The 17,685-nt window shown below is 63.9% G+C and carries 20 protein-coding genes; 9 read left to right on the forward strand and 11 right to left on the reverse strand.

Annotated elements, in window-relative coordinates:
- Positions 1-32: 32 nt before the first annotated feature.
- From OXH74_RS02770 to OXH74_RS02785, 4 genes are all read left to right on the forward strand, one after another.
- Positions 33-959 carry a LysR family transcriptional regulator gene (locus tag OXH74_RS02770; RefSeq protein ID WP_375739991.1) on the forward strand — a complete coding sequence of 309 codons (927 nt, stop codon included), beginning with the start codon at positions 33-35 and terminating at the stop codon, positions 957-959.
- Between the two features lie 89 nt (positions 960-1,048).
- Positions 1,049-2,545: a PLP-dependent aminotransferase family protein gene (locus OXH74_RS02775; RefSeq protein WP_375739992.1), complete on the forward strand. Its 1,497-nt coding sequence runs from the start codon at positions 1,049-1,051 to the stop codon at positions 2,543-2,545.
- Between the two features lie 117 nt (positions 2,546-2,662).
- The gene (locus OXH74_RS02780; protein ID WP_375739993.1) at positions 2,663-3,736 is read left to right on the forward strand and encodes a sugar phosphate isomerase/epimerase family protein; all 1,074 of its coding nucleotides are present in this window, start codon (positions 2,663-2,665) and stop codon (positions 3,734-3,736) included.
- A gap of 52 nt (positions 3,737-3,788) precedes the next feature.
- Positions 3,789-5,054, forward strand: a complete 1,266-nt coding sequence (locus OXH74_RS02785; protein WP_375739994.1) for an MFS transporter — start codon at positions 3,789-3,791, stop codon at positions 5,052-5,054.
- 187 nt (positions 5,055-5,241) lie between these two features.
- Here OXH74_RS02785 and pbpG read toward each other — a convergent pair whose 3' ends face one another.
- The 4 genes from pbpG to OXH74_RS02805 all read right to left on the reverse strand — a co-directional run bounded on the left by pbpG (position 5,242) and on the right by OXH74_RS02805 (position 7,945).
- Complete coding sequence (pbpG, locus tag OXH74_RS02790; RefSeq protein WP_375739995.1) at positions 5,242-6,183, reverse strand: D-alanyl-D-alanine endopeptidase; 942 nt, start codon at positions 6,181-6,183, stop codon at positions 5,242-5,244.
- A 262-nt stretch (positions 6,184-6,445) separates the two neighbouring features.
- On the reverse strand, positions 6,446-6,835 hold the full coding sequence (locus OXH74_RS02795; RefSeq protein ID WP_375739996.1) for a DUF488 domain-containing protein: 390 nt from the start codon (positions 6,833-6,835) through the stop codon (positions 6,446-6,448).
- Between the two features lie 14 nt (positions 6,836-6,849).
- Positions 6,850-7,290, reverse strand: coding sequence for a thioesterase family protein (locus OXH74_RS02800; protein ID WP_375739997.1), 441 nt, complete (start codon positions 7,288-7,290; stop codon positions 6,850-6,852).
- A 175-nt stretch (positions 7,291-7,465) separates the two neighbouring features.
- Complete coding sequence (locus OXH74_RS02805) at positions 7,466-7,945, reverse strand: nuclear transport factor 2 family protein (protein WP_375739998.1); 480 nt, start codon at positions 7,943-7,945, stop codon at positions 7,466-7,468.
- 184 nt (positions 7,946-8,129) lie between these two features.
- On the opposite strand from OXH74_RS02805, the gene OXH74_RS02810 reads away from it, so the two are divergent.
- The 5 genes from OXH74_RS02810 to OXH74_RS02830 are packed head-to-tail and all read left to right on the forward strand — an operon-like array spanning position 8,130 to position 11,746.
- Positions 8,130-8,555: a nuclear transport factor 2 family protein gene (locus OXH74_RS02810; RefSeq protein ID WP_215372752.1), complete on the forward strand. Its 426-nt coding sequence runs from the start codon at positions 8,130-8,132 to the stop codon at positions 8,553-8,555.
- Positions 8,552-9,409, forward strand: a complete 858-nt coding sequence (locus OXH74_RS02815) for an SDR family NAD(P)-dependent oxidoreductase (RefSeq protein WP_375739999.1) — start codon at positions 8,552-8,554, stop codon at positions 9,407-9,409. The genes OXH74_RS02810 and OXH74_RS02815 overlap by 4 nt, the downstream gene beginning before the upstream one ends.
- Complete coding sequence (locus OXH74_RS02820; protein ID WP_375740000.1) at positions 9,406-10,203, forward strand: SDR family oxidoreductase; 798 nt, start codon at positions 9,406-9,408, stop codon at positions 10,201-10,203. Before OXH74_RS02815 ends, OXH74_RS02820 begins: the two co-directional genes overlap by 4 nt.
- Positions 10,200-10,955 carry an SDR family NAD(P)-dependent oxidoreductase gene (locus OXH74_RS02825; protein ID WP_215372755.1) on the forward strand — a complete coding sequence of 252 codons (756 nt, stop codon included), beginning with the start codon at positions 10,200-10,202 and terminating at the stop codon, positions 10,953-10,955. The genes OXH74_RS02820 and OXH74_RS02825 overlap by 4 nt, the downstream gene beginning before the upstream one ends.
- Before the next feature lie 14 nt (positions 10,956-10,969).
- Positions 10,970-11,746: an SDR family NAD(P)-dependent oxidoreductase gene (locus OXH74_RS02830; RefSeq protein WP_375740001.1), complete on the forward strand. Its 777-nt coding sequence runs from the start codon at positions 10,970-10,972 to the stop codon at positions 11,744-11,746.
- 105 nt (positions 11,747-11,851) lie between these two features.
- Here the strand turns inward: OXH74_RS02830 and OXH74_RS02835 are convergent, their stop codons facing one another.
- The 7 genes from OXH74_RS02835 to OXH74_RS02865 form a co-directional block, all read right to left on the reverse strand.
- Positions 11,852-12,739 (reverse strand): transporter, encoded by an 888-nt coding sequence (locus OXH74_RS02835; RefSeq protein WP_375740002.1) that lies wholly within the window; start codon positions 12,737-12,739, stop codon positions 11,852-11,854.
- Positions 12,740-12,813: 74 nt separating this feature from the next.
- Positions 12,814-13,875, reverse strand: coding sequence for an NADH:ubiquinone reductase (Na(+)-transporting) subunit F (locus OXH74_RS02840; RefSeq protein ID WP_375740003.1), 1,062 nt, complete (start codon positions 13,873-13,875; stop codon positions 12,814-12,816).
- Positions 13,876-13,885: 10 nt separating this feature from the next.
- Positions 13,886-14,245 (reverse strand): phenol hydroxylase subunit P4, encoded by a 360-nt coding sequence (locus tag OXH74_RS02845; protein WP_375740004.1) that lies wholly within the window; start codon positions 14,243-14,245, stop codon positions 13,886-13,888.
- Positions 14,246-14,301: 56 nt separating this feature from the next.
- Entirely contained in the window at positions 14,302-15,834 is a 1,533-nt protein-coding gene (locus tag OXH74_RS02850; RefSeq protein WP_375740005.1) for an aromatic/alkene/methane monooxygenase hydroxylase/oxygenase subunit alpha, read from the reverse strand.
- Between the two features lie 35 nt (positions 15,835-15,869).
- Complete coding sequence (locus tag OXH74_RS02855; RefSeq protein WP_179061833.1) at positions 15,870-16,139, reverse strand: MmoB/DmpM family protein; 270 nt, start codon at positions 16,137-16,139, stop codon at positions 15,870-15,872.
- Positions 16,136-17,131, reverse strand: a complete 996-nt coding sequence (locus OXH74_RS02860; RefSeq protein ID WP_375740006.1) for an aromatic/alkene monooxygenase hydroxylase subunit beta — start codon at positions 17,129-17,131, stop codon at positions 16,136-16,138. Before OXH74_RS02860 ends, OXH74_RS02855 begins: the two co-directional genes overlap by 4 nt.
- Positions 17,132-17,192: 61 nt before the next feature.
- Positions 17,193-17,450 carry a phenol hydroxylase subunit gene (locus OXH74_RS02865; protein WP_375740007.1) on the reverse strand — a complete coding sequence of 86 codons (258 nt, stop codon included), beginning with the start codon at positions 17,448-17,450 and terminating at the stop codon, positions 17,193-17,195.
- Between the last annotated feature and the right edge of the window lie 235 nt (positions 17,451-17,685).

Below are 17,685 nucleotides of genomic sequence, written 5' to 3' on the forward strand. Positions count from 1 at the left end.
TGATATGGCACAGACCCACTCTGGAGATAGCCGTGGAGCTTTCCATTCGCCACATCGAGGTGTTTCGCGCAGTGATGACCGCTGGCAGCGTCACCGGTGCCGCGCGCCTGCTGCTCACCTCGCAACCCACGGTCAGCCGTGAACTGGGGCGTTTCGAGCACCTGCTGGGGTTTCGCCTGTTCGACCGCGAGGGTGGCCGGCTCACGCCTACCGCCCAGGGCCTGCAACTGTTCGATGAGGTGCAACGCTCCTACGCCGGGCTGGAACGCATCGTCGGCGCGGCCCAGGCGATTCGCCAGTACGAGCAGGGGCAGCTGTCCATCACAGGTTTGCCGGTGTTCGCCCAGACCTTGCTACCGGGCTTCTGCCAGGCGCTACTGGCCCGTCACCCCGGCGTCCGGCTGAGCATCAGCGCCCAGGAGTCGCCCCTGCTGGAAGAATCCCTGAGTGGCCAGCGCCATGACCTTGGCTTGTCGGAGACCGACCTGCTGCCACGTGGCACCCGTGGCAGGACACTGCTGGCCGCCGACATGGTCTGCGTGCTGCCCGAGGGGCACAGGCTGCTGGGCAAGACGGAACTGGCATTGGAGGACTTCCATGGCGAGCCGTTCATCAGCCTCTCCGGGCTGGACATCTACCGGCAGAGCCTGGATGCACACTTCCTCGCCGCCGGCATCGAGCGCCGCCTGGTAGTGGAAACCAGCACCGCCGCTTCCGTATGTGCCATGGTGCGCCAGGGCCTGGGCCTGGCCATCGTCAACCCGTTGAGCGCGCTGGATGAGGCCGGTCGGGGCTTGCAGATGCGGCGGCTGCGTACCTCGATTCCGTTCCGCGTGCAGTTGATCCGTCCGGAATACCGCCCCTCCTCCGCACTGGTGGATACCGCCGAGCAGGTGATTCATGAGCAGGCGCAGGGCATCCTTCAAACGCTGGAGACACGGCTCGGCCGGAACGGCTGAAGCACCCCACCTTCCGTGGCTCGGTTGGCGCACAATAGGCGGCCGGGCCAACGCCCGGACCGAGTTTGACATGACGAGGCAGGTACACAATGAAGTCCCCCGGCGGCATGCTGCTGACAGGTATCGAACTGGACCGCGCCAGCGCTGTTCCCCTCTACCGTCAACTCTACCTGCAAGTGCGCAAGCAGATCCTCGCAGGGCGCTTACCGGGCGGCACGCGCCTACCCTCCACCCGCACCCTGTGCAAGGACCTGGAGCTGTCGCGCATCACCATCCTCAACGCCTTCGACCAGTTGACCGCCGAAGGCTTCCTGGCGCCACGCACCGGCGCCGGCACCTACGTCGGCGATGAATGGGAGCGCCGTGACGCCGCCGCTGACGCCCCGCGCAAGCCGCCGCGCCTCTCGAGCCTGAGCCAGTCCGTGCACTCGCTGCGCAGCGAGCACTTCAGCGGCGTGTCCTACGCCACTTGGGCGCCCGAGTGCCCGACTTCCTTCCTGCCCAGCCACCCGGCCTACGATGCCTTTCCGCTGCCCGTCTGGAAGCGCCTGATGAACCGTCACCTGCGCCAGCCGACCAAGGCGCTGCTTGGCTACGGCGAGCTGAAGGGATTGCAGCGCCTACGCGAGGCCATCGTCGAATACGTGTTCGACGCCCGCGGCATCGAGTGCAGCGTGGATCAGGTAGTGATCGTCTCCGGCGCCCAGCAGGCCTTCAACCTGCTCGGCATGCTACTGCTCGACCCGCAGGACGGCGTGTGGATGGAAGACCCCGGCCACATCGCCGCGCGCATCGCCTTCCAGGCCCAGGGCTGCCGCCTGGTACCGCTGCGCATCGACGACCAGGGCCTGGACGTGCAGCAGGGCCTGCGTGAATGCCCTGACGCTCGCCTGGCCTTCACCACACCCTCGCGCCAGCATCCGCTGGGCATCACCATGAGCTACGCCCGCCGGCAGGAGCTGATCGAATGGGCCGGCCGTGGTCACGGCTGGATAGTCGAAGACGACTGCGACAGCGAATTCCGCTACGTCGGCCGGCCGCTGCCGGCACTGTTCGCCATGGATCAGTGGCAGAAGGTCATCTACGTAGGTACCTTCAGCAAGGTGCTCTACCCGTCCCTGCGGCTGGGCTATGTGATCCTCCCTGAGGCGCTGGTCGAACCCTTCTGCGCCATCCGCGCGGTGATGGATCGCAGCCCCTCCACCCTGCACCAGGCGACCACCGCCGACTTCATGATCGAAGGCCACTTCCTCGGCCACATCCGCCGCATGCGCGCGCTCTACCAAGCTCGCCAGGCCAGCCTGCTGGAACAACTGCAGCGCCGCCTGGACGGCTTCATGAAGGTCAACCCGGTGGAGGCCGGCCTGCACCTGATCGGCTGGCTGGATGACAACCTGGACGACGACGCGCTCGCCCGGGGCCTGGCCCGACAGGAGATCTATACCTACGGCCTCGGCGACTACTGCCTCAAACGCTACCTGCCGCCGGGGCTGTTGATCGGTTTTGCCGGCACCCCCGAGCACCAGGCCGGCGAGAAGGTCGAGGCTCTGGCACGGGCACTGGAAAAGCTCGGGCACCGCCTTTAGCCGGCGGCGCCCAAAGTGGTCATAACAATTAAAAAATAATGGCTATATCGATAGCGCCATTCCGGAGAGATAAAGGCAGCGCCGGCCAACCCGGCACCTTTTTCAGGAATGACAAGAATGAACGCTATCCAAGCCCGCTTTGCGACCCTGCTGAGCCATAACGCCAGCAGCGAAGCCCCACCACCGCTGCTGACGCCCCCCCTTGCCAGCCGACTCCTCGAACGCCTCGACGGCCTGCGCCTGTTCGCCCATGGCTACCCGCTGCTGACCAACCTCACCCTGGGTCGGCTCAAGCCTGAAGACATGCTGGACTTCGCCTTCCGCCACGAATTGCAGGGCCTGAGCCTGCACCTCCTGGACGGTGAAGAGAACAGCCTGTCGCAGATGAAGCCGACCCAGCTCCAGGCCTTCGCCGACAAGGCCAGCACCCTGGGCCTGGACGTCCACCTGGAGATCAGCAGCACCCGCCGTGAGGACGTCGACCAGGTAGTCGCCATCGCCCGGGCCATCGGCACTCGCAACATCCGCGTCTACTCCCGCTACGAAGGCCACCTGTCGCGGGTCATGGCGCTGATCGAGGCCGACCTCCAGTACCTCAGCCAGTTGGCTGACCAGCACGACCTGTACTTCGACTTCGAGCAGCACGAGGAACTCAAGAGTTTCGAGATCGCCCATTTGCTGCGCCAGATCGGCAACCCGCGGCTTAACGCCCTGTTCGACTTCGGCAACATGATCAATGCCTGCGAGCAGCCGCTGCCCGCCCTGCAAGCCCTGGCCCCATACATCCGTCAGGTGCACCTCAAGGGCGTGCGCATCGTTCCCGAGCAGAACGGCTTCGGTCACTACGGCGTGTTGCACGGCAGCCTTGAAGACGACCTGCCCGGCGCGCGGATGCTGTTCGAGCTGCTGATGCTCGGCGAGCAGACGCCACAGGTGATCGCCTTCATCCTGGAGCAGGAAAACCACTACATCGCCCCGTCGTTTCGCCAGTCGGACGAAGCCGAAGACCCCTTCATCCCCTACCGGGAGATGAGCGAAACCGGGCTGCCGCCAGGCTACACCGCCGACCGCATGATGGCCGACGAACACCGCTGGGCGAACAACCAGATCCGTCATGTGCGTGGGCTGCTCACCGAGCTGCGCGTGCTGGCCGAACTCACCCTGGCCGAAGCCGGCCAAACCCACGCCTGACCCGCTCTTGGCGGCAGGCGGCATCTCAACCTGGAAACTGTGGAGAACAACAATGACAGCACAGGCTAAGGCCAAGTGGCTCCGCTTCCTGGTCCTCGTCCTCGGCGGCGGGACCATCTACAAGCTGGCGAACCTCAAAGACGCCTTCTACGTGCCCATGCAGGAATACATGGGCCTGACGCATACCGAGATCGGTACCCTGCTCAGCGCCAACGCCATCATCGCCACCGCGCTCTTCGTGGTCGGCGGCTTCCTGGCGGACCGCTTCGACACCCGCAAGTTGATTCCACTGGGCCTGATCGGCACCGGCGCCCTTGGCCTGTATCTGGCTACCTTTCCCGGCTACAGCCAACTGCTGATCGTCTTCAGCCTGTTCGCCATCTGCGCCGATTGCATCTACTGGCCTGCGCTGCTCAAGGCCATTCGCAACCTGGGCGACGATAACGAGCAAGGGCGGATGTTTGGCTTCCTCGAAGGTGGCCGTGGCGTAGTCGATACCCTGGTGGCGTTCTCCGCCTTGGGCGTGTTCGTCGCCATGGGCTCCGGCGAGGCCGGCCTGAAGTCGGCCATCCTGTTCTACTCGGCGATCGATATCGGCGCCGGCCTGCTCACCCTGTTCCTGCTCAAGGAAAGCAAGAAAGGCGCAGCCAGCACTGAAACGATCGGCCTCGCCGGCCTGCTGGAAGCCGTGCGCGTGCCGGGTATCTGGCTGGTGAGCCTCAACGTTTTCATGGTCTACATCGTCTACTGCGGCCTGACCTACTTCATCCCGTACCTGAAGGACATGTACCACCTGCCGGTAGCCCTGGTGGGTGCCTACGGGATCATCAACCAGTACTTCCTCAAGGTTCTGGGCGGCCCGGCCGGCGGCTTCATGGCGGACAAGGCCCTCAAGAGCCCGAGCCGCTACCTGAAGTGGGCGTTCCTGGCGCTGCTGCCGCTGATGGCGGTGATCCTGACGATTCCCAAAGGCGAGAGCTTCATCTTCGCCGGTATGGCCGCCACCCTGTCGTTCGCGCTGATCATCTTCACCATGCGCGGCGTGTTTTGGGCACCCATGAGCGAAGTGGGGATTCCCTCGCGCATCACCGGCTCGGCCTTCGGCATCGGCTGCCTGATCGGCTATGCCCCGGGCATGTTCGCCTACGTGATCTACGGCGCCATCCTCGACCACTTCCCGGGCGAGCAGGGCTACACCTATGTGTTCAGCCTGATGAGCGTGCTGGCGGTGATCGGCTTCATGGTTTCCAGCTTGCTGCACCGGGCGGTGCAGAAGCGCGCAGACAGCCTGCCGGGCGAGGCCGTACCGCAAGCATGATGCGGATCATCGGTCCAAGTGCCTGAAATGAAGAAGCCAGCCGTAACGGCTGGCTTCTTTCCTTTGTGGTTTCCCTGTGGGGGCGAATTCATTCGCCACGCAGACCACAGGTCTGCCCTCCAGAGTCCGAACAGCGCCAAACATCTCTCATCCCCGCCCAGGGGGAGAGGGCATCAAAAGCTCGCCACTACTGCTTGACGTTGGCCTGGACGGTCCGCAGATCCTTGTCTTTCTGCTTGCGATAGGACACGGCCGCTGCCGGCGCCGCGCCACTCTTGCCGGTTTCCATCCAACGGCGCATGCGGGTCGCATCAGCCATATGGGTATACCTGCCGTAGGCATCCAGCAACACCAGCGCCATCTGGCGCTGGTCCATACGGGTGAGCATCACCAGGCAATGGCCAGCCGCATTCGTGAAGCCGGTCTTGGTCATCTGGATGCTCCAGTCCGGCTTGCGCACTAGGCCATTGGTGTTGCGAAAACCGAGGGTGTAGCGCGGTTTGACGAAGGTGACCATCTTGCTCTCGGTGGTACTGAGCTGGGTCATCAGCGGGTAATTACGGGTTTCCTTCAGCAGAACCACCAGGTCGTTAGCCGTCGATACGTTCAGCGGCGACAGGCCAGTGGGCTCGACATAACGGGTGCTCTTCATGCCCAGCGCCCGGGCCTTTGCGTTCATGGCGGCGATGAAAGCCGAGTAGCCACCTGGGTAGTTGTGGGCAAGGGTGGAGGTAGCGCGATTCTCGGACGACATCAGGGCGATATGCAGAAGTTCGCGACGGCTGAGCTGGCTGCCCAGGCGTACTCGCGAGTAGATGCCGCGCATTTCCCTGTTGTCGCGGATGGTCACGGTCAGCACCTCGTCCAGAGGCTGTTTCGCCGACAGGACCACCACGGCGACCATCAATTTGGTCACCGAAGCAATGGGCATCACCCGGTTCGCATTGCGCGCATAGACCACCTGGCCGCTGGTGAGGTCCACCAGCGCGGCACTGCGTGAGGACAGCTGCAGTTTCGCCGGGTCACGGACCGGCTGGGTTGGCTCTGCGGCCTGGGCCGGGACACCTGCCAACAGGAACAGGCACGAACCCAGCGTGAACAATCTGGCGATCGAACTTCGAATTTTCACGATTCACCCAAAGAAAAAGGGAAAAAAAGGACACCGCCGAATGAGACAAGTATAGGAACGAAGGTACAGAAAACCCTGCGCCTTCGGTCGGCGGGGCGCGATTTTGCGCTAATGGCTGTAGGACTTCCAGACGCGAACGGCATGAAAGTTCAAGCGAAGGCCAGACGGAGCGGCCTTCGCGCATCAACCAGGACTTTTTCCGTGCGGGAGGGGCCGAGCAGGGTCGCCGACCAAACCCCGCAGAGGCCAGACGAGCGGTGGCTCAATCGCGCATCACGGCACCGCGTTCAGTCAGCAATTCGCGCAGGAGGGAACGGTGGCAGCGCTTCTCGTCTTCACAGTAACAACCCACGGCGAAGTGAGTGCCATGGGACAGTGCCGCCAGCAAATCGAGTACTCGAGATGTATCAGCAACGGACATTTCAGCGCGGTAGTGCCTGGCAAAGCGTGCCCAGTCCTCTTCACTGGTGGCGGACTTGCCCTCGGCCATCAGTTCGGCGCTGGGCGCCAGTTGGGGCAGCCAGGTGTCGTAGTAATCGCGCCTGGCGAACTCGGCCTTGGGGACGCCACGCGGGGGTCTGCGTACCGTGCCGATGCGCAAGCCCTCATCAGCGCCTCGTGGCGATCCGAGCTGGACGATACTGATACTCATGTCGGCCCTCTCCCTTATCGGCTGCTACTGGGCAGCTCGCGAAAATCGTCGGTCCGGTCCAGAGCCTGGAGCGCCTCCAGCAGCTTGGCGGTGGGCTTGACCAGCTTGCGCTGCTCCAGGTCGAACCAGCCAACCGTGGATGTCACCCGCGCAGCCAGGATGTCTTGGCGGAAAAACTCGTTGCGCAGAAGCATCCGACTGCCATCCGGCGAGAGGCCAGCGGCACTCATGGTGATGACCAGGTCGTCGAGCAGGTGACACTCGCGGAAGTACTCGAGTTCGTCCTTCATCACCACCGGGCCGAGGCGCAGACGGCGGAATTCGGACATGGGGAAACCGTAATCGGCGAAATACATCATGCGGACGTCGGCTGATTTGTCCAGGTAGGCGGTATTGCGCATATGGGAGTTGAAGTCCATGTCACCCCAGCCGGCGGTAAGGGTCTTCTGGTACATGAGCGGTCTCCGGAACAGTGCAGGAACGTGTGGCATTCACTGTAGGACCGCTACGCCCACTGAGACACTGACGCAACTGCCAACCTTGCTAGCGATCGCGCCATGTCCCCTGCCCATTGGCCGCCGGCAAGCCTGCGCAGGCCGCGACGTGCCGGGTGAATCAGCAGGCCTGAGCTCAGCCTGGCACGCCGAACCAGCTGGAGATCACCTTGAACTGCTGTGGAATCGGCGCGGTCACCGTCTCGAATACGCGCCGATAGCCGGTCGCAAGAATCTGCCAGGCGCCGTCACGCTTGACGTATTCGTCCTGGTAGAGGGCCGTGCCATGCACCATCCAGCTGTTTTCGACATCGATCACGTGATCCTCCAGGTACCAGGTGCCGCGGGCCCGGTCGGGCGCGACCAGTTCGATCTCCGGATGGTGGCCGTGGTGCTTGGACAAAAGCGTGGGCCGGTCCATCAGCTCGCGCAGGCCGGCGACGAAGCCCTCGCGGCCGGAAAAGCTGTATTTGCCGCTGTCCAGCGCGGTGGTCACGTCCTCGGCCAGGCAGGTGGCGAACAGCGCCCAGTCGTGGCAATCCAGTGCGCGGAAGTAACGGTACTTCAGTTGCCGGATCTGCTCGATCTCGAGGTAGGTATCAACTGCGTCGGCCATCAGTGGTGCTCCGGTTGGGGGATGCCGCAGATTAGGAGGCTGCCACCGTCGACTCATCGTCCAAGGGGACTAATGATCCAGCGTCCAGCCCGGCATTAGTCCAATCGGCCGATGCCGCGCGGCGCCACCGATGCGAGTTTCTCCGCACCTGCAACCGCGCAGGATGGATAAGGAGGCTCACAGCATGTCCGAGGCATCGCACAAGCAAGCGCTCTACGAACTCGTCTGTCGTTATGCACAGGCGGTGGATCAACGTGACTGGGCTGCATTGGCCCGCCTGTTCACCCCCGATGCGGTCCTCAAGGGGCCGGGTTTCAGCTTCAATGGCGTGGCAGCCATCGTTGACGGCATGAATGGCCTGGGCCATTACAGCGTCACCCAGCACCATGTGCATAACCACCTGGCCGAGGTGGAGGAACTGGAGGCCAGCGCCGAGACCTACTGCGTCGCCAATCACCTGTATGACGCCGATGGCGTGACCCGCAAGCTCGACTGGGGGATTCGCTACCGCGACCGATTCGTCTGTATCGACGGACTCTGGCACATCACCCAGCGCGAACTGCTGCTGGACTGGAGCCAGGACCTGCCCTTGCAGGGAGCGGCGCAATGACGCCGCCGCTCAAGGGCAAGACAGCCCTTATCACCGGTGGCACCGGCGCATTGGCCAAGGCCTGTGCGCTGGCCCTGGTCAAGGACGGCGCCAGCGTGGTACTGGCGGCACGTCGCGCCGACGCACTGGCCAAGGCCCGCACCGAGCTGCTCCAGCAAGTTCCCGATGCCCAGGTCGAGTGCCATGCTGGCGACGCCTGCCAGGAAGCCGGCCTGCAAGGCGCGCTGGACTTGGCTTACGGCCTGCAGCAGCGCCTCGACATCCTTATTCCCACCGTCGGTGGCGCCGGCTTCCGACCGCTGTTGCAGCATGACGCGACCAGTTTCACCGCCGACCTGCACCTGAACCTGGTCAGCGCCTTCCTCGCCATCCGCCAGGGCGCCCCGCTGATGGCCAGGAACGGCGGCGGCTCCATCGTCTGCATATCGTCCACCGCTGCGCAGATGACCTTCCGCTGGCTGTCGTCCTACTGCACCGCCAAGGCCGCCCTGGAAAGCCTGGTACGCAGCGCGGCGGAAGAACTGGCCAGCGCCGGCATCCGCGTCAACTCGGTGCGTCCCGGCCTCTTCCAAAGCGAGGCCACCACGGATCTGTTCGGCAATGCCGAGCTCAGCCAGGCGTTCCTCGAGCAGGTGCCACTGGGACGCCTCGGCAAGCCCGGGGACATCGCTGGTGCGGTGCGCTACCTGGCCGGCCCGGAGTCGGGCTGGACCACTGGCCAGAGTCTGGCCATCGACGGCGGCAATGAACTGCGCCGCAACCCCCAACTGGATCACGTGATCTCGGCCATCTTCGGCGAAGACGCCCTGCGCGCTGCCCTGGCCGGAGAGGAAACCTCGAGGAGCCCTGCATGAAACGCGTTCAAGACAAGGTCGTACTGATCACTGGCGCCGCCAGCGGCGTCGGCAAGGCCGATGCGCTGCTGCTGGCCGCCGAAGGCGCCCGCGTGGTGCTCGGCGACATCGACCGCAAGGCCGGCCAGGCCCTGGCTACCGAGATTGGTGCCAACGCCCTGTTCGTCGAACTCGACGTCGCTGAAGAAGAGCACTGGCAGCGGGCTATCGAACAGACCCTGGCGCAGTTCGGCCGGCTCGACGTACTGGTCAACAACGCCGCCATCTGCCCGCTCGGGACCATCGAGCAGACCAGCCTGCAACAATGGCGCAGCGTGCTGCGGGTGAATGCTGACGGCTACTTCCTCGGCTGCAAGTACGCCATCGAGGCGATGAAGCAGAACGAGCACGGTGGTTCGATCATCATGATGTCCTCGGTCGCTGCCCTCGGTGGCTTGGCGCCCATGTGCTCCTACAGCAGTTCCAAGGGCGCAGTCACCGCCCTCACCCGCAACGTGGCGATCCATTGCAAGAACAGCGGCTATCGCATCCGCTGCAATTCGATCCACCCGGACGGTATCTGGACGCCGATGACCCAAGCCCTGGTGCCGGACCTCGACCCGGCGGCCCTCGGCATCGGTGACAACCCGATGGCGCGCATGTGCATGCCCGAGGACGTCGCCAACATGGTGCTGTTCCTGGCCTCGGATGAGTCGCGCTTCATCAATGGTGCCGAACTGCGCATCGACAACGCGCAAATGATCTCCGGCATCGCGGCCGGCACTCCCACTCAATTCAAGAGCGAACAACAATGAGCATGCTGCAAGGAAAAGTGGCCCTGGTGACCGGCGGTGGCCAGGGCGTTGGTCAAGGCATCGCCTATTCGCTGGCGGCCGAAGGCGCCAAGGTCGCCGTCGCAGGCCGCACCCTCGCCACCCTCGAAGAAACTTGTGCGGAAATCCGTCGTCGCGGTGGCACCGCCCTGGCGGTCGAGTGCGACGTAATGAGCCAGACGGATATCGACCGCTGTGTCGCCCAGGTGGTGGAGGCCTTCGGCGGCCTGAACATCCTGGTCAACAACGCCCATATCGTGCCGCTGGGCAGCATCCTCGATGTCACCGACGAAACCTTCATGAAGGGCATCGACTCAGGTCCGATGGCCACGCTGCGCCTGATGCGTACCTGCTACCCGCACCTCAAGGGCGACGGCGCGGTAATCAATCTGGCCTCTTCTGCCGCCGTGCGCTGGGACGCCTCGGGCTACGGCCATTACGCCGCCACCAAGGAGGCGATCCGCTCCCTCAGCCGGGCTGCTGCCTGCGAATGGGGCGTGGACGGCATCCGCGTCAACGTCATCGCCCCCCACGCCCTCTCTCCCGGCCTGCGCGGCTGGATCGAGGGCAACCCGGAGGAGGCACAAGCCTTCTTCAGCAGTATTCCGCTACGCCGCGTTGGCGACTGTGAACACGACATCGGCCGCACCGTGGCCTTCCTGGTCAGCGACAACGCCCGCTATCTGACTGGCGCCACCATCCCGCTGGATGGCGGCCAGGCCTATTGGGGTTAATCAAGGAGAGAGTCATGCAACGTTTGGCAAACAAGGTCGCCATCATCACCGGCGGCGCACGCGGCATGGGCGCGCAAACCTCGCGACTGTTCGTCGAGGAAGGTGCAACCGTGGTCATCGCCGACCTGCTGGAAAGCGAAGGCCAGGCCCTGGCCGCGGAGCTGGGCGACAAGGCCAGCTTCCGTCGCCTGGATGTGCGCAACGAAGAAGACTGGCAGCACCTGGTCAGCGAGACCGTAGAGCGCCATGGCCGTATCGACGTGCTGGTGAACAACGCCGCCGTCCTGGTGTTCGGCGCTATCGAACAGCTGTCCAAGGCTGACTTCGAGCGCGCGCTGTCGATCAACCTCACCGGCACCTTCCTCGGCATTCATACCGTGGCGCCCTTCATGCGCGAGCAAGGCGCCGGCTCCATCGTCAATATCTCGTCCGTAGATGGCCTGCGCGGGGTGAATGCCCTGGCGGCCTACGTGTCGAGCAAGTGGGGCGTGCGCGGGCTGACCAAGGTCGCGGCGCTGGAACTCGGCCCGCATGGGGTGCGGGTCAACTCGGTACATCCGGGTGGCGTGGATACCGTGATGTCCAACCCCACCGGTGCCTCGCGCGATGAGCTGGCCCCGCAGTACCGCACCGTGCCGCAACAACGCATCGGCGCACCGGAAGAAATCGCCCGCGCCACGCTGTTCCTCGCCAGCGATGAGGCCAGTTACTGCAACGGCAGCGAGCTGTCGGTGGACGGCGGCGTGGCGGCTGGCTCCTACTACCCCGGCCTGCCGGGCTCGCCAATCTGAGGCGCGCAAATCGGACTCTGGAGGGTGGACATGAAAAGCCATGGCCACCCTGCAAAGTCCGGTGCCTCGTGGGGCGGATGATGCTTTTCTCATCCGTCCCACGCGTCAGAATGGCACCGTCAGCTTCAACCAATAGGCATCACCTTCCGCCCGGTTGCGCACCTGGGTTTCCTGTTCCCATTTGGCGGTGAGGAACCAGCCGTCCTTGTTGCTGTACATGATCGAGGGGCCGATGGAGAAGGCGCGCCCCTTGTTGTCGTCGATGCGCTCGCCATGCTGACGGTCGTCAGTGGTCTGGCGGTAGAAGTAGCCCCCCACGCCCAGCACCCAGCCATTACCCAAGCCCCATCCGACGGCATAGTCGAAGTGGAATTCCTGGCCGGAGCGATAGTCGGTGGCGCTGTTTTCCAGGTTGAAGTCGTACATCAACTTCACGCTGGCGTTGAGCCCGGCGGGGTCGACGTGGGAGATGGCCAGCACAGGTTCTACCGTCCAGTAGTTGCGCCCGATATTGGCCAGGTCGCCGCGATCGTACTCGCCCGACGGGGCGATGAAATCCAGCGCGACGATGCTGTGCAGCTTGTCGCTGTGATGAAAGCCCAGGGCCGGGCCGAAGATGATGTCGCCCAGGCCTTTCTTGCTCTGGGACTGGCCATTCACCTCCACCTTCAGATCGACAAACGGAAACAGCGCGGCGAAGGCCAGGTTGCCACCGAATAGCTGCTGCTCGGAGACCCAGATCAGGCGTGGCGCGATGACGTTGGCACGCACGCGGAAGTCCACCGGCAGGCTGTCGCCGTCATTGCCGCGCAGGGTGTCGGCCTCGTAGTGGGTGGAGAACACCTGGCCGTAGAGGCCGGGCGGCGGCATGGCGCCGGACATGTAGTTGTCGGCGCCCATGGGATAGGTCGAGCCACCGCCTTCTGTCGCGTGGGCGACTTGGCCGAGGGTGGCGAGGATGCAGCAGGACAGGGCACGCAGTTTGGCACTCATCAGCATTACCTTCTTATTCTTATGGGTGTGAGCCGCCGTCCGCGCACGTAGCGCGGAACGGCGGATGGAGCGGATCAGATTCGCTTGAACAGGGCCGAGCGGGTGCTCTCGCCGGCGCCGTCGGCGGCAGTGAGGAAGCGCTCCATGAAGATGTCGCGCTCGAACAGCCGGCCCTGCATCAGGGTGGTGATGGCGGCGTCGATCATCGGCGGCGGGCCGCAGAGGTAGGCCTTGCTACCGGCGAAGCGGCCGTCGAAGTGGTGCTTCGCGGCGTCATGCACGTAGCCACGGAAACCCGTCCATTCGGTGTCGTCAGCGGCCTGGCTGAGGGACGGTACGTAGGTGAAGTTCTCGTGTTCCTCGGCCAGACGCTCGAAAAGTTCGCGGTTGTACAGTTCTGCACGGGTGCGGGCGCCCTGGAACAGCGTCATGCGTCGTGTGTCACCCTGTTCCAGCAGGTCGAGAATCATCGACTGCGGACTGGAGAGCCCCGAGCCACCGGCGATGAAGATCAGGTCCCCCGGCTGCGAACTCCGCACGAAGAACTGGCCATAGGGGCCGGACAGCTCCAGCTCATCGCCCACCCTCAGATCGCCGTGGATATGTCCGGTGGCCTGGCCACCGTCCACCAGGCGCACGTGCAGCTCCACCTCGTCAGCGCGGCTCGGTGGGTTGGCCAGCGAGAAGGCGCGGGTGCCTTCGATGCCGGGAATCTGCAGATTGATGTACTGCCCCGCCTGGAACGACATGGGCCGGTCCAACTTCAGGCGCAGCCCCTTGATGGTCGGAGAAAGATCGTCGAGGGCGACCACTTCGGCGCGATAGTCCTGCACCGAATGGCCGGCGAAGTCGGGGTCGATGTCGATATCGGCCTCGATCACCAGGTCGCTCTGCGGGATGGCGCAACAGGCCAGCACCTTGCCTTCGTCACGTTCCATGTCCATCAGGGCGAAGGGCGAGGCGGCACCGATATCCACCTCCCCTTCCAGTACCTGCAGCTTGCAAGTGGCACAGGTGCCGTGGCCGCAGGCGAAGGGCAACCAGACGCCCTGGCGCAAGGCGGCCTGGAGGATGGTCTGACCCTCCTCCACTTCGATCTGCTCGCCGGTCGGTTCGATGGTGACTTGGTAGCTCATGGCGACCTCCTCAGTTGAAGCTGCCGTTGAGGCCATCCAGGCCAGGGGTGGAAAGGTGCAGCAGGCTCTTGTGGCCGATGCCATTGGCGGCGAGGCCGGCCTGCCAGTCAGGGGTGAAGTCCGCGTCATCGAGGCGCCAGAGAACCTTGGAGAAATCCACCTTCAGCGCATCCGGATGTGGAGCGATGGCCGGCTTGACCACGTTCTCGATGAAGTCGCCGAAGGGCATGTCCGGCGGTAGCGGCAGGGTGAAGGGCGCGCAGAACATCAGGTGGCGTTCCCAGCAGAGGTACACCAGCTGCAGGCCGTTGAAGTTTTCCTGGCGGTCCAGGGATTGCGCCGCATAGGCGCCGATGGCAGTCACGGGCATGATGCTGTCCTTCTTGTAATGGGGGTGAAGGCGAGCGCAAGGCGCCCGCCCTAGTGTCAGCCGGCCTTGGCCTGGTCGCTGTCGGAGGGTTTATCGCCCTGCCACTCGCGCCAGCGCTGGTGCTCGGGCGAGCCCTGGTAGTCGAAGTTGTCCTGGCCGAAAGCGATGTTGTAGTAGTCGCGCACCACGCTCTCGACGTCGCCGCCACCGCAGTTGCCCTGGAGAATCTGGTGCACCGGCAGCCAGGCCTGGACGTACTTCTCCGGTTCAAACTGGAAGATGTCGCAGCAGCCATCGGAGCAGAAATGGAAGCGCTCGCCGCCGTACATCACACTGCGGTGGCTCAAGGTGGTGTCGGCATCCGGTTCGGTGAACGACAGCGGGATCTGGCACACCTGGCAGAGCATCGGCAGCGCGTTGTTGTAGAAGCGCTCGCCACGGGCCTGCATCTCGCGCCAGTGCTCGTAGCGTGGGCGGTAAATGCGGTCGAAGGTGTTCGGGTACTTGGCCGAGAGCCAGTCCAGTTCTTCGTCAGTCGGCATCCAGGTGTGGAAGTTGGTGGCCTGGCTGTACTGGTAGAAGATCGACCAGGCCTGGTGGCTGATGTGTTCCTTGCCGATGGTGGTCTGCTCGACGTACTTCGGTGGACGGATGCCATAGCGCTCCAGATCCTTGAACAGGGCTCCGCCGGCTTGCTCGTAGTACACCTCCCAGGCCTCGGCCCAGGACATGACCTTATTCGGCAGCATGTAATCCATCATCATCCCCACCAGCGTCAGCAGGCGGTAACCGCGCCAGAACCACTTGTCGATCCAGCGCTGGATGATCGGCACGTTGTCCTCGTGCTGCTCCAGCAGGAACTTGATCACCTCCAGGCCCAGGGTCATGTGCCGCGCCTCGTCGGACTGCGCCGAGAAGCCGAAGGTGACGGTGGCCATGTCGCCGTTGTAGGCGGCGCCGGACATGAAGGGCACGAACAGCAGGTTGGTCAGCACGTATTCGAAGCTGAAGGAAATCGCCGTGAGGAATTCGAACGGGCCGGCGGTGCGGGCGTCCTCGAAGAACGACTTGGGCACCGAGAGGAACCACACCCGGTCGTGCATGTGGGCGAAGTCATGCAGGCCGTTGAAGTGCTTGTTGTAGTGGCTCATGGCGTGGATCTGCGTCTGCACGTGGCGCAGCTCGTCGATGGCCTGCATCTGGCAGGCGACCCGCGCCCCGGCGCCGCCGAAGTGCCGGCCGACACGGGCGAAGCCCTGGTAGGCCTGGTACTCCAGCGGGGTCACGCCGCAGAGGAACAGCTTCAGCGCGTTGACGTAGCGCGCGTCGGACAGGTTGGTATGGCCGTTGTTCTGGGCAAAGGCGTCGAAGATGGCGTAGAGCTTCTTCTCCTTCTCGGCCTGGTACTTCCAGTAGGCATCCATGGTCAGGCGGAAGGGATCCTCCCACTTGTCCCAGTCGGTGATCTTGATGCCCTCGAAGCGCTCGTAAGGGTAGATGTCATCCTTGCTCTGATAGCTCGGCTCCCAGGCCAGGTCACGGGTCAGGCAGCGGTACTTGTCTTTCTGGTTCAGGCGTTTGGCGGCCATGGTGGCTCTCCCGATTCTTGTCGTTATGCGCGGGTTCAGTTCCAGTGCAGGGCGAAGCGGTCTTCGTCTTCCTCGACGTTGCCGCCGAGGGTGATGACGTCGATCAGCATTTCCTGCACGTCCCATTCGCGGCCGAGCTTTTCCTCCACCGTGGCGCGGTTGATCTCCAGGCGGCCTTCCGCTTGGACGCGGATCATGGCCGGCTGGTGCTGGATCTCGGCGTGGGGGTTGTCCTGAACAATGGCCTCGACGATGTAACGGGCGTTGTCGTTGTCCTGGAAGGCGATGTAGACGAGGGAAGTCATTGCGCGGCTCCTGCAAGGCCGAGTTTCTTCAGGCGGGCGGCGAACTCGCCGGCCACGGTGTCGAGTGCGTCGCGGCCGGGGCCGATCTCGGCGAGCGGAGCCAGGGCCTCCAGGGCGCGGGCCTGCCACTTGGCGATCCAGCCTTCGATCAGTTGGCGGTTATCAAAGCTTTCGCTGACCACCGTCTTCACCAGGGCATCCACCCAACGCTGGGTCTCGGCGAACCACAGGCGCATGAACTCGGTGAGCATCCCCACCTGACCAGCGCCATTGGCACAGAGCTGTTCGTCGAACTTGTGGAACACCAGCGGGTAGAGCAGGCCGTCGCTGACCAGGTTCTGCACCAAGGTCAGCTCGAACCAGTCGCGCACCACCAGGCTGTCTTCCACGTAGCGGCGCAGGCCTTGCCAGGCCGGGTCGTCCAGCCACTGGCGCTTGGCTTCGACGAGCAGGTCGGTGCCGCCGTCGTCGAGCATCAGGCCGATGCGCGACAGGTACTGGGCGATGCCGAGACGGTCCATGGCCTGGAACATGTGCAGCTGGGTCAGGCTGGTGCCGAAGCCGTCGGCGGCGATACCGCTGTTGTTCATGTTGGCGCCCAGCTCGGCATGGCGCAGGGGCAGCAGCAGACGGGCAATCTGCTCACGACGGGGGGCGTCCAGGCCGGCCAGCAGTTCGCGCTTCTCGCAGAAGGCGTAATCGTGCTCGGCGTTCTCCTGCATCTTGGCGCGAGTCTGCACATAGGCGCCGTAGTAGAACTGGCGCGGGTCGCTGACGCTGTACCAGTCAGCCATGCGCACGGCGGTGCGGGTGGAATCGTTGAGCAGCTTGTCCGGCTGCCACAGCGGGCGGTAGTGGAAGTTGGTGGCGGCCTCGATGTCGAAGCTGGCCTCCTGGTATCGGCTTGCAGGCTTGTCGCCGAAACGCCGACGGGTGTGACTGAAAGTCTGGCGGATCGGCTCGGCCGTCGCCGTCTTGATCTCGATGCTCATGCAGGGCGTCCTGTACTTGTTGTTGTCGGGGGGGGGGAGCGACGCGCTCAGGGCTTGGCCGCTAGGCCGACTGGCCACGCACCTCGCCATAGCGCCATTTCTCCATGTCGGCATCGACGGCTTCGGCCATCGCCGTGTCCATGTGCTGGACCCGGTTCTGCTTGCAGAAGCTGGCGAAGGCCGCGCGAGGCAAGACCAGCTCGACGAAGAGGTCCGGGTAGCCGATGGCGAAGTCGAACTCGACGAAAGTGGCGCCGGGCTCGCTGCGCACCCGGACATAGCGAGGCAATTGTTCGAAACTGGGCAGTAGTGAGTTCATGCAAGGCGACTCCGTGAACGGGTACAGCACCCAGAGCAACGCCTGTGCCAGCGCTGCCAGGCCGCCACAAAATGAATTGCAAACTACTGTTTTAATTGATTTTCTATAGAAACAACCGACGCTCTAGGGCCTTCTGGCGCAGCATTCAGAGCCGGTCCTTTTTAACCATTTGCTCAATCCATCGAGGCGCTTTGAGCAAATCGACAATTGGCGCCGACGGTTGACTTTTGCATGG

Source organism: Metapseudomonas boanensis (assembly GCF_042232855.1).
In the GTDB taxonomy this organism is placed as follows: domain Bacteria; phylum Pseudomonadota; class Gammaproteobacteria; order Pseudomonadales; family Pseudomonadaceae; genus Metapseudomonas; species Metapseudomonas boanensis.